The sequence below is a fragment of the Porphyromonas somerae genome (assembly GCF_022845615.1).
Classification (GTDB): Bacteria; Bacteroidota; Bacteroidia; order Bacteroidales; family Porphyromonadaceae; genus Porphyromonas_A; species Porphyromonas_A somerae.
The window spans coordinates 187,867-200,351 of record NZ_AP025559.1; the positions used below are offsets into that span (position 1 = coordinate 187,867).

Annotated in this window: 9 protein-coding genes; 2 read left to right on the top strand and 7 right to left on the bottom strand. The window is 47.2% G+C overall.

Going from position 1 to position 12,485, the window contains the following annotated elements; all coding sequences use genetic code 11:
• The first annotated feature begins 218 nt into the window (after positions 1–218).
• Positions 219–1,304, top strand: a complete 1,086-nt coding sequence (locus MWL85_RS00740) for a tyrosine-protein phosphatase (RefSeq protein ID WP_244400978.1) — start codon at positions 219–221, stop codon at positions 1,302–1,304.
• 335 nt (positions 1,305–1,639) lie between these two features.
• Here MWL85_RS00740 and MWL85_RS00745 read toward each other — a convergent pair whose 3' ends face one another.
• From MWL85_RS00745 to MWL85_RS00760, 4 genes are all read right to left on the bottom strand, one after another.
• Positions 1,640–2,689, bottom strand: a complete 1,050-nt coding sequence (locus MWL85_RS00745; protein WP_244400173.1) for an IS110 family RNA-guided transposase — start codon at positions 2,687–2,689, stop codon at positions 1,640–1,642.
• Positions 2,690–3,112: 423 nt separating this feature from the next.
• Entirely contained in the window at positions 3,113–4,621 is a 1,509-nt protein-coding gene (locus MWL85_RS00750; RefSeq protein ID WP_244400980.1) for a class I adenylate-forming enzyme family protein, read from the bottom strand.
• Positions 4,611–5,447, bottom strand: coding sequence for an SDR family NAD(P)-dependent oxidoreductase (locus tag MWL85_RS00755; RefSeq protein ID WP_244400982.1), 837 nt, complete (start codon positions 5,445–5,447; stop codon positions 4,611–4,613). The genes MWL85_RS00750 and MWL85_RS00755 overlap by 11 nt, the downstream gene beginning before the upstream one ends.
• Before the next feature lie 300 nt (positions 5,448–5,747).
• On the bottom strand, positions 5,748–6,962 hold the full coding sequence (locus tag MWL85_RS00760) for an ISL3 family transposase (protein WP_244400646.1): 1,215 nt from the start codon (positions 6,960–6,962) through the stop codon (positions 5,748–5,750).
• Between the two features lie 379 nt (positions 6,963–7,341).
• Here MWL85_RS00760 and MWL85_RS00765 point away from each other — a divergent pair, with 379 nt between their 5' ends.
• Positions 7,342–10,056, top strand: a complete 2,715-nt coding sequence (locus MWL85_RS00765) for a TonB-dependent receptor (RefSeq protein ID WP_244400984.1) — start codon at positions 7,342–7,344, stop codon at positions 10,054–10,056.
• 1 nt (position 10,057) lies between these two features.
• Here the strand turns inward: MWL85_RS00765 and MWL85_RS00770 are convergent, their stop codons facing one another.
• From MWL85_RS00770 to MWL85_RS00780, 3 genes are read right to left on the bottom strand one after another with little or no spacing between them, the layout of a single operon-like run.
• Positions 10,058–10,945 carry a DMT family transporter gene (locus MWL85_RS00770; protein ID WP_244400986.1) on the bottom strand — a complete coding sequence of 296 codons (888 nt, stop codon included), beginning with the start codon at positions 10,943–10,945 and terminating at the stop codon, positions 10,058–10,060.
• Positions 10,942–11,544 (bottom strand): ribonuclease HII, encoded by a 603-nt coding sequence (locus MWL85_RS00775; RefSeq protein WP_021903173.1) that lies wholly within the window; start codon positions 11,542–11,544, stop codon positions 10,942–10,944. Before MWL85_RS00775 ends, MWL85_RS00770 begins: the two co-directional genes overlap by 4 nt.
• The gene (locus tag MWL85_RS00780; RefSeq protein ID WP_244400988.1) at positions 11,541–12,476 is read right to left on the bottom strand and encodes a cation diffusion facilitator family transporter; all 936 of its coding nucleotides are present in this window, start codon (positions 12,474–12,476) and stop codon (positions 11,541–11,543) included. Before MWL85_RS00780 ends, MWL85_RS00775 begins: the two co-directional genes overlap by 4 nt.
• Positions 12,477–12,485 lie beyond the last annotated feature (9 nt).

Genomic DNA, 12,485 nt, shown 5'->3' on the forward strand with positions numbered 1-12,485 from the left:
TCTAATTCCTTATATTTGTGGTTGGAGACTGTTGCACGAAGGCGATCTGCTTCGTTGCTTTCGGAATTCGGCCTAGGTCACGTACGTGAGTACGCTCCCTTCAGCCTCATCCTCAGCGCCTTGCATCTCATCCTTCGTGCAAAGTTTCGGCACATTTGATTCAAATGTGCGAGAATGGCACTTCGTGCAACATTCTCAGTTGATAAGTAAGGAATGATATGTGTAGAAACAGTGTGATTAATAGAGTCTATTTCTGGGGAATGCTCTTGGTAGTGGCCGTGACAACGACCTCTTGTGCCAAGCAGGCTTATTATATCGATGCCTATTCTCGGCAAAATGCCAAGGGTAATCACACCATTCAGTGGCAAATCAATCCTGGAATGAATGGCGAGGTGGCCATCTATGCCTCGGAAAGCCCCAATAAATATCCCGACCAGCCACTCGCTGTGGAGCAGATACGAAAGGAGGTTTACCACTATAATAGTCCGGAGGGTAGCTACAGCCACACTTACTTCTTGCTGGTCTTTAATAATAGCGACATGAGGGTGGTGACGAGTCGGGTGATTCCTACCGTGGGTATCCTCAATCTCCGTGACGCTGGGGGGTATATGACGGCTAGTGGAGAGCAGATGAAGTGGGGGATGCTCTATCGGTCGGGTGACTTATGGCGAAGCTTTGAACAGGATATTCCAATCATTGGGACTCTGGGAGTACGGACACAATACATCATGTCGCCTTCGAGGATAGCCAACTATCCTCCCCAGATGGGAATGTCGGCGATTGAGCAGATCCAAGTAGAGCCAGATAAGGAGATCGACTTCCAGTATCTCATCGATAAGATTTATGAGGGGGAGAGAAGCAGTGAGGAGATCAAGGGGATGCACCGAGAGGTACTCTATAATATAGCGTTTGATAACCCTAATCAACTCCGAATTATCCTCAATGAGATGACGAATCCCGCCAAGTATCCTATCCTCTTGAGTGATGACCTGGGGAAGGATCGGGTTGCCTTTGTGATTCTCTTGATTCACCATATTCTAGGGGTGAGTAAGAGTGATGCCATCGTAGATTATATGATGAGCAATGATAATCTGCCTGCAAATAGGTTGGAGCCGAAGGGCTTTACTATGCCTCAGGGTGTGCAGGAGGCTCTGACCGAGTACTTCAGGTGTGAACCAAATCAGATCAATGAACTCATCGACGAGATAGAGCGGAGGTATGGCTCCATAAATAACTATCTGACCGACTACCTCCACTTTGATGAAAGTAAGCAGGCTGTAATACGGAATATCCTCCTCTATTAATGCTGTAGGGAGGAAGGGCGCTTGCCAAGTGGTATCCTTCGGCGTATCTATGGTTAAGGACCTCCGTGAGGAGGTCCGATTTGTTGTAGCCCCCATTCAAGGCTCGCAGAGCCGATGAATGGGGGTAAATAAGACGATCAAAACCTACGACCCCTTGTGGGTCGGACAACCTATTCTAGGATTAATTATGATTTTCTAGGGTATGTTGTCCGACCCGCAAGGGGTCGAATATATATGTGAACTAATGCTTATCCCCATTCGTCGGGCTACGCCCTCGAATGGGGGCAATCTATGATCACCACCAAATTTATATGGTTAAAAAGTGTTATTTCGACCTATGCTCGTTTTGCGTCATAATCAGAATAGAATTTGGTCCTTCTCGTGGCGATTGTAAAGGCAACCGTAAGTAGCTTGTTTTTGATGTTGTTCATAATGAGCAAATGTGGCTTGCCTTTGCTCTTCAGCTTTTTCTTGTAGTCTATGAACTTCGAGTTGAATCTGCTCGCAGAGAGTGCCGCCATATGTAAAAGACTTGCAAAATAAGGGTCGGCAAACCAACTCCTATGATTGCCATTTTGGACGGATGTACCTGACTGATTCGGGTGTGGAGAGACCCCTAAAAAGCAGGCAAGTTGCTTGGGGTTATCGAACCTTGTAAACCCTCGAGTAACAACGATCAAAAGAAGGCTTGTGATCTTCCCGATACCTGGTATGCTCAGTAGGCATTTATGGATCTCATTAAGCTCCTCATTGGCTTTGATGATTTCCACCATTTTAGCCTCAATAGCTTTGATTTCTTTCTTCAGAAACCTCTCCTGCTTCTCTAAGCGTTGGATCATGAACTTTAGCGTCTCATCATTGGGTTCTGACTTAAGAATATGCTTATACTCTTTTATCTGACACTTCAATCGCGCTCTTTCTCTCACCTGTCCATATCGGTATGAATAAAGTCTCTCTAAGCTCTCCATATCCTTAGATAGGGGCTTATAGAGCCTAATCTGATCGCGAAAGCGATAGAAGTAGTAAGCGATCTTTTCTGCGTCTATCTTATCGGTCTTGTCGCGAACAATCTTGCCACTACCACATTTGATCGAATAAGCATTTTGTAAGGAGCAATCAATCCCCAGCACATAAAGCTGTTTAGGCAGCGTGATGCTATAGTTACCTGTATCTTCTCCACCTACGAGAACAGAGGAATAGTCGCCAGACAATGCACAAGTCTTATTCAGCCATTTTACAAATCGCTTACAACCTGGCACATCGTTTTTGAACTGCTCATTACCAATGATCTTTGGATCAATAGAGCTCTCTTCAGATACCTTGAGGATAGCTGCGTCAAATGTTTCTTTTGAGAAATCAATTCCCACAAATAATTTTTTATTCATAACTTTGTACATGTAGTGATTAGATAGCCATTAGTCGAACGATAGCTGTTTGTACTCAAGCTGTAAATAGGAGTGAAATCCTAACAATCTATATAGTATCCAACAGCGTGATTAGGTGTCCTTACTGCCCCCAATAGGTTCTATGACCTCGCTACGGTATTAAGGTTTCTCACCTAATCGACTAATGGCTATCTTTCTACAACAAAGATACGACATTAGTCTCGCTATTAGACTATTTTTACTGGCTATTTCATCTTTGATATACCCTTTATCTACGTATTTGAATTTAACTTTTTTTGTTTGATTTTGGCGGGCTCGATAAACTCGCCCGGGCTACCTGCAAACTTACAGCTACGACAAATCGGACCTCTCCGAGGTCCTTAACCATTGACTCTCTGATGAATGTCTGGTGATAAGACTTTTCTATTGCGTAATCCCTGAGGAGGGGCGCTTGCCGGTACTGGTAAGTACCACTTCCCTGAAGACTATCTGCGTTAGGGCGGAGCTGTAGGGTACTTTTTCTTTTATCCACTCTCTAAATCTCTCCTCGCTGAGGGCTCCCTTTTCAATCAATTCTATTTCTAATCCGATGCTATTGCCTAGTGTGGGGTTGTCTATCGTAAAGGCTCTCGCTGTAGCTATCAGGGGGTGTTGCTCTACAACCATTTCTAAGTGATCTAGGTGGATATTCTCTCCTCCGCAGACCACCATTCTATCCGCTCTACCTCGGTGGTAGTAAAGCCCTTGAGGGTCTCGGTAGACGAGGTCACCAGTGGCTTGCCATTTCCCTTGTCGGCTACTCATGGCCCACTTCGAGGCCACCCATAGTTCGCCCACTCCTTGGGAAGATGGGTTATTGATCTTGCACGCTACCCCTTTGATGGGTCTGCCGATCGGTATTTCTGTGGTCGCCTTTCTGAGTTCTTCGGAGGTGGCCAGCATGAAGAATCCAGCCTCCGACGTGCCGTAAAGGTTGAATAGCTGTGTATTCGGCAGTTCCTTAAGACAAAGGTGTGCCTGTGTGAGGGTGAGCCGATCTCCGCCTGTGATGATGGTTTGAAGTGAGGCGAGTTGGACTGAGGCGTTGGGATGCTGTAGCAATCTCGGTATCATCGACGGAACCACGATGAGTACTTCTATCTCTCCTGTTTTGATACTGTGCAGCGTCTCCAAGCTACTAAAGTGCTTAGTGAGCCATATCTGCTTTCCCATTGCGAGGGAGATGAGTAGTGTGGCTAACCCAAACCCGTGAAATAGGGGTAGGGGTATATAGACACTCTGTTGCCGGTGGATGCCAATTTGCCTAAGCAGAGCTAAGAGAGGAGGAAGGAAGGCGGTGGTGGAGGGCTTGCGACTTGCCTCTGTGTAGTGGCCACTGGAGCCTCCGGAGAGAACAGATATCATGCCGCCTCGTGCCACTTTCGGTAGAGCGGTATGGTTTGTGGAGGGGAGGGTGGATAGCTCTTCGGTCGTCACCACTCTGCCTTTTACAAAAGGCAAGTCGGAATCGGTAATCCATAGCTGATACCCCTTGTTTTTACTGGAGAGGTCAGAGAGCTGTTGGGCAGATAGGTCGCTATTGAGGAGGTAAAGGTGAGCCCCCAGGCGTGAGACTGCAAAAATCGAGAGCACCGCTTGGGTATGATTGCGACAGAGTAGAGCCACTTTGCTCCCCTCTGTGATGCCATACTTCTGCTGAAGGTGGCTGGCTAGTGCATAAGCTTGCTCAAGAAGCTGTAGGTAGGTCAGCTCTTCGCCTTCGCTATTGAGCGCTTTCTTATTGGGGTAGGTCTCTGCTGAAAATCTGAGCAGCGCCATCAGGCTGACCCCCTCGGAGTAGATGGCTTTTCCCCAAGTGAAGAGCCCCTTGGGGGTGATGAACTTGATCTGCCAAAGGGCTTTCAATAGGGAGAAGTGGGATTTATTTCGCATAGTTAGTACGTTGGTATATCCATTCAATATGTGTCCTAAGCAGTCGTGCTACTGGAGCGGTGATTCTTGCCCACCACGGGATATAAGTGGTGCGAACTTTGCTAAGGGCGAGGCCGAGTAGCTTCATCGCCGCTTCATCTGCCGAGTAACCAGGTAGATTGCGGTATGTTGCATTGGCTCCCGACATCGGGGTGTGGACGAGTGGCAGGTAGGCAGTCAGCACCTTGATCCCTTCTTGGTGCCACTCTACCTTGGCGGTACGTAGCCAAATATCCATGGCACCTTTTGAGGCGTGGTAGGCCGACCACCTAGGAGCGTATGGGTATAGCAGACTGACGGTTCCACTGTAGATGACCCGTCCACCACTTCGCTTCAGAGACGGCTGGAGTGCTAAGAGTAGTGCCACGTGCCCAAGGTAATTGACGCTGATCGTCCGTTCATAGTCGTGCAGTCGCTCTAGGGATTCGGGGATGGCCCTACAGATAGATTTGCCTGCATTCAGAAAGAGGTAATCTATCTTTGGATATCTTTCGGCAATCAGGCTTGAGATGCGGAGCAGCTCTTCCCGATTTCGGAGGTCCACGGGATAGATGGCCACACGGCTTTCATTGCCATACAGCTGCTCCAGCTCTTCGGTATGGCGCGAAAGGAGGATCACCTCGGCACCAAGAGCGATCAGCCTGCTAGCTAAGGCAAAACCAATGCCCGAGGAGGCACCTGTTACGAGGCATACCCGCCCCTCTAGCCTCCCCTTTAATTTGCTTTCGGCGATACAAGTGGGAGGATAGATCAGTCGTCGGAATATGTCGTGGCACCAATTCTTCATTCCAATTGCAAAGCTACATAAAAGAACGTTTATGGTGGGAGCCAAATTAAAATACCTCCAGGGGTTACGCATTAGAGAAGCCAGGTAAAAATCTGGCTAAAATAGGGTCGCAAAGGCTCTTTTGTAACTGTCTGTAATTCAGTACTATATAAATGTGTCTGCCGAGATGCAACTAAGCATTTGCTTTGTTGCATCTCGGCATTTGCTTAGTTGCAACTCGCCGATTGCTTTGTTGCATCTCAACTTTTACTCTACTAGCATAGAGGTTTTATGGAGATGCCTCAGGATAGTATTTTTGGTTCATCCGACATTTCGTGTGATACGGCAGTCATGTAGTGCAAAAAGTCTAAGTTTGAAATAGTCATCATCTCTATATCCGTAAGCATTTCTCTTCATCACTTTAATTTTATTGTTTATACCCTCCACTTTGGCCGTTGATAGCCGTCCATAATACCATGCGAGTATTTCCTTTTTAGCTGTATTGATTGTATTTGCTAATGAGATTAGAGGTTTTGAATCTGTATCTAATGCCATTGAGACCCAGCTGTTTAATCTTTCCTCTGCTTCATTAATGGTTCGTTGATTATATATTTCTCTCAGGTCCTCCTTGAGGTAATAGGCTTGAGAGAGGGGTTCGTTCATTGCGAGTGCTTTCTGGAGCTTCGTTCTCCCTTTCTCATCAATCATCTTTTCCCCGTTGGCAAGTAGGAGGTATCTTGTTCCTTTGATTAGTTTTTTCTTTCCCTCGTCCACCTCTTTTGCCACTAACTCTCTTCGCACTTTATCAAGGGTATCATTCATTAGCTTGATGACATGAAAGTGGTCAAATACGTGTATGGCATCAGGGGTATTCTCACGTACTGATTTAGAGAAGGCTGATGACATATCTGTCGCCACATACTTTATCTGAACGTTCTTCTTCCTTACCCTTTTCCAAAACGTTGTAAGAGCATCCGCCCCCTTTCCATCGCCAACATGAAGGATTCTTCCTGAGATTAGGTCCACTACGATTGTCTTATAAACATGTCCTTTTCGGACAGCGAACTCATCAATACCTATGCACTGCACCCCTTGTAAGGAGGGCTTGCTGTAGTGTCTCTTAAGATAGGTTGTGTGAATATCCTTTACTACATCCCAACTAACACCTAGCCTTTTTGAAACCTCCTGAATAGTCATTGCCCTTAGCAAATCAACCACGTACTTGGCAAAGCGATTAGAGTACGACCTATTGCCTTTAACAAAGCTGACCCTCTCGTAATCATCGTTTCCGCATTCTTTGCATTTGTATCTTTGTACTTTCATGTGCAATATGGTTTTGGTAGAACCAATTGGTAGCGCATGGATATTACGATACCGGTAGCCATTCTTCACGAGAGTGTATTCCCCGCAGCACGGGCACCTCTTTTTTGTTTTAGAATACTCTATATCTAAAACTATTTTGTTAGTTTTGTAGTGTGTAGCAGTACATTTGACTCCAACAAGACCATATACATGTCGTAGAAAACTGGTATCCATTGTGTAATTAAGCGTTTAGTGGATGATTCGCTCAATTATAATGGATTTCCAGTTTTCTTTCAAATTATCAAAGAGAAAAAAGACTCCGTCGCCCATATCTTGCGGATTTCATCCCGCAAGATGATTGGTGTATACAGGCTGACGCAGTAGTCTCAAGGTGATACAGTCACCCCATCACGCAGAATATCGGATGAGGCGTATTTTTGCCCTAGATGAAACTATAAAAGCGTAGCCTATCTTGATACTCACCCGATGATCCTCTCGATATTCTTACTCATAACCTAATCCTTGAAAATATCTCTGACCCTTAAACTTTTGTGGCGAGAAGGCATCCAAGGGATATTTAAGAGAAGTATAAATATATTAAAGTGCAGGCGTGATGCGAAAGTGGCTATGGATCGTAGGAGCTTTGCTGGTGTCTGTTTTGGCATCAGCACAGAGTAAGACTTATTCAATCAAAGGGGTAGTTTATGAGGAGGCGACAGAGGAGACTATTGTAGGGGCGGGAGTACGTCTTTTGCATCAAGCCGATTCCCTTTATGTGGCAGGTAGCTCTACAGGCACAAAGGGTCAATTTTCTCTTGCGAATATTGCCCCAGGGAAGTATCTCCTACACATCAGCTTTTTGGGTATGGAGCCCTATTATAAAGAGGTGGAGGTAGTGAATAAGAGTGTAAACTTGGGCAAGATTCACCTCTCCGAGTCGGTCACTAGGCTAGGGGTGCTAGAGGTAAGGGGGCAGGTGACGCCAATGACGGTGAAGCAAGATACGATCCAATTCAATACGGCTGCTTTTAAGATGCGACAAGGGGCTAGCTTGGAGGAACTGTTACGGCGTATCCCTGGTATGGAGATTGATGAGGATGGGAAAATCACCTATAATGGTGAGGCGATAGAGCGGATTGAGATGGACGGGCGGTCTTTTTTCGGAAACGATCCACAAATGGCTACGCGCAACCTCCCCTCGGATATGATAAAGAATCTGCAGGTGGTAGATAAGAAGTCGGACGAGGCAAGGCTCACCGGGATGAGCGATGGGGAGAAGGTGAAGGTGCTCAATCTGGAGATAAAGGAGGATAAAAAGCGTGGGTTGATCTCTAATCTATCGGCCGGATATGGCACGCAACAGCGGTATACTGCCAATGCCCTTGTCAATCTATTTAATCATGATGCGAGGTACACTATTATCGGCGAGCTGAATAATATTGATGGCGTGCGAAGGGGAAGAGGAGAGGAGACCACCCGTAGGATAGGGGGGAATTATGACGACCTCTTCCTCAATAAAACCCTGAAGGTCACTGCCGAAGCCTTTTATAATAGCCGTGATTTCTCGGTGGATGGCAAGACGATGACGACTCAGTTGCTGGGTGGCGAAAAGGCCAATAACGAGGCGGAGCAGTATCACAACTTTAGGAGGAATGAGGAGGTCAACCTTAATGGTCGCCTGGAGTGGAACCCCCAGGAGTCCACGATGCTGGTCTTTGAGCCTTACTTTAGATATAATTGGAATAAAACGGATAATAGCTCTCAATTTCAGACAACTAACCGCCAGGGTATCGCTATTAATGATGGACAATCGTTACGAACTAATGATGGAACTTCTTACGAGGTGAATGGCGATCTGCACTTCCGTCATACCTTTAATGAGCTAGGGCGGAATGTTTATGCCCGTCTCTCCTACCGATTTAATGGCTCTGATGGAGAGGGGCTTCAGCTATCTGAGACCAACTTCCGACGGTCGCAGGAGAAGAAGCTACGCGATCAGCAACAACGCTCTTATGACCGTGGAGAGTCGGGACGTTTTAGAGTCGCCTATCTTGAGCCCTTTAATAAGGAGTGGGCACTTCAATTGATGTATGATGCCAACTTTGGTAGGAGAAAGAGCGATCAATCAACCTTCAATAAGGGTGCTACGGGAGAGTACACGGAGCTAGACCCTATCTACTCAAGGGGGTCGGAGAATAGCTATTTTACCCATAGGATATTAGCGCGCCTGCGTTATAAACTTGCCCCTCGCAGTTACCTCTATGCAGGAATGGGGGTGAACCCAAGTACATCGCATACGATATCTACGCAAGGGGGAGAGGTGACCTTTGATAAGCAACGTACGGTGTGGAATTATGCACCTACCGCGATTTTGGAATACCGACCTTCGGATTCATTGCAAATCAATATCCGCTACAATGGTCGTACCAGTCAACCCTCTATGAGTCAGCTCAACCCTGCAACGATTGTCCTTTCACCGCTCGCTCAGGTGCAAGGTAATCCCGACCTACTCCCCTCTTTTTCGCATAGTGTATGGGGAAGCATCAACTTCAATAGACCTATGACTCGCCAAAGTCTCAATATGATGTGGGGCTGGAACCTCACCAATAACGCGGTGGCACCGATACAAAAGATTGACGCTACCACAGGGGTGAGGCAGACTAGCTATCAGAATATCAGTGGTAATCAGTCGCTCTTCGGCGGATTTATGATGAGTTTGCCGATGGGTGGAGCTTCGTCGAAGTGGAGTAGTTTCACCTTCGGAAGGGTGCGTTATTCGCGTGATAAGGGGTTTGTCAATGAAGCCCTTAACCGAGCCGATGTGTGGCGACCTATGCTGTCTCAAAGGATTACTTGGAGTGGCTCGTGGCTACAAGCGACCGTGGGTGGCTTTGCGATGATGCAGCAGGCGAAGAATAGCATCTCTAAGGAGATGGATAGCCGCACATGGGATTTCAATGCGTTTGGCGAAGCGATAGTCACTTTGCCCTTTGGCCTTTCCTTAACTTCCAAGCTCACCTACCAAGATGCTTCGGGCTATCAAGATCAATTGAAGCGCAACTTTTGGCTCCTCGATGCTTCGGTTAGTTACTCGTTCTTGAAAGAAAAACGTGGCACGCTACAGCTATCAGGCTATGACCTTCTACAGCAACGTACCACGTTTATGAGGCAAATCTCACTGGATCGAATTACAGATAGTGAGGTCAATGGAATTACCTCCTATGTGATGCTGACCTTCTCTTACCGCTTTAATAATATGGGTGCCGATGTCCGGCCTTCAGGAATGCACAGCGGTCAACGCCACGGAAGGGGATATAGAAGGCACTGATCTATCTGGTGGGTCGCTTCTCACTCACCAATAGAGCTACAGCGATAATCACCGCACCGATGCCGAGGGTGCTTTGTGCCGTGAGTTGCTCCCCTAGTACGGTAACTCCGACGATCACTGCAGTGAGGGGCTCAAGTACTCCCATAATAGCAGTGGTGGTAGAGCCGATGATAGGAATGGCAACAATGAGGAATAAATTGGATATCAATGTAGGCACCAACCCCAATAGGAAGAGTAAGCCCCATGCTCTTGGTGTGGGGGGTAGCTCAAGTGTCTGCTTACCGATGGATAGACCTATAAAGAATAGGGTGCTAAATAGCATCAGGTAAAAGGTGAGTCGCCACTTTGGAATGGTACCAATGGTGGTTTTATTCACCACAATAATATAGACTGCATAGCAGAAACCACTGAAAGCGACTAGTGCGATATCAGTTAGCTTTACTTGCACCCCTTCGCTACCTAAAATCCCCGAAAGTAGTACTACCCCCATAAAAGCGATGACTAGTGAGATGAGCCCACGGCGGGTCATCCGTTGTTTGAAGAATATGAGCATCAGGAGTGCCACCATCAGAGGGTACATAAAGTGGATCACTGTCGCCACGCCCGAGGTCATCACTTTGTAGCCATTGATCAGAAATAGTGCACTACAGAAGTAGAGGGTAGACATAATGAATATGATACGTATGTGCTTGGCTGTCTCCCGAAAGGATATTCGCTTTTGGAGCATTACTAGACCTACTAGAAGTGTAGCAAAGCCGAAGCGGTAGATGAGAATCGTCTCTGTCTCCATCCCCTCTCTCATGAGTGGGACGGTGAATAGTGGAATCAATCCAAATGTTGCAGACGATAGTAGGCCTGCAATATAGCCTTTAGTACGTTCGTTGGTCATAATGAATCAAATAATGTTGGTTGGCACGGTGCAAAGGAGCGTCGGTGGAGTGGGGTAATGCCTAGCTTTCGGATCCCGAGGAGATGTCGGGGCGTGCCATATCCCATATTGTGCTCCCAGTCGTATCCTGGGTATTCCTCTGCGTATTTTATCATCAATCTATCTCGGTAAGTCTTGGCTAGGATAGAGGCGGCAGCGATGCTTGCCACCTTGTCGTCGCCTCCCACAATTGTCTCAAAGGGGATGTCTGTCTCGGGCTTAAACTTATTGCCATCTATCAATAGGTATTCAGGCAGTGTAGAGAGTGCCGAGATGGCTTTATTCATTGCTCTGAAGGTGGCTTGGAGGATATTGATCTCGTCAATCTCTGCTGGTGGTACCTCGCTAATGGCATAAGCAAGAGCTTGCTCTTTGATAGCACTTGCTAGCTCCTCTCTACGCTTTGGCGAGAGCTTCTTCGAGTCGTGCAGGCCAGAGATAGAGCATTCGGATGGAAGGATTACTGCGGCTGCCACTACAGGACCTGCCAAGCAGCCTCTGCCCACCTCATCTATCCCCGCCTCTATTCGCTCGGGGATCAACCTATTGGGCAGTTTCATTTTGGACTTTTTTTGTAGGAGCCTACCTTATGCACAAAAGGGGTCATCGGCTCAATATGAATGATGATGTGCGTCTCCTCTCCAAAGCGTTCCCTCAGAAGCTCTTCCACGCGTATGGTGAGGTCGTGTGCCTCGTAAAGCGGTATGTTCCCATCCACTCTCACGTCCATTTCGATGGCGATGGTATCACTACCAGTCATCCTCGTCCGTAGGTTGTGAGGTAGTTGTATCCCCTCTACACTTTCAGCGATCTGGAGAATCTCCTCCTCAGTCTCTTGGGGTAGGCTTGCCTCTGTGAGCTTGTTGAGTGCTGGGATAGTTACAATTGCACCCATCCGCATTACAAAGCCAGCCACCACAATAGCGGCCACAGGCTCCATTAGCCTAGCCACCCCTCCAAAGGCTATCGCGCACCCAGCTCCTATCAGTACTGCGAGTGAGGTAAATACGTCACTCCTATGGTCCAATGCTTCTGCACGAAGCACCTCGCTACGGGTTTCCTTCGCCTTTTTCATTGTGTAGTGATAGACCCACTCCTTAAGCCCCATCGCAAAGGCAGCTACAGCCAATACTATCCACGAGGGGATTTCTGGCAGCTCACCATCAGTAAAGTAGGTAGCAATGGTTGATATACCATCCACCACAATCATCACACCAGCGACAATCATCACTGCACCGAGCGAAAAGGTGGCCACCGTCTCATACTTGCCGTGCCCATAATCGTGGTCTTCGTCTTGGGGCTTACCTGATATTTTGAGAAGTAGATAGACTACCAGATTAGAGAGAATATCAGCTAGTGAATTGATACCATCCGCGATGAGGGCAAAGCTATTGCCGAGGATCCCTACCACGAGCTTCAGCGGGGGCAATATTGAATTGACCCAAATACTGGCGTGGTATGCCTGTACTTTAGCGGTATGATTATCCTTCATTGAAATGGA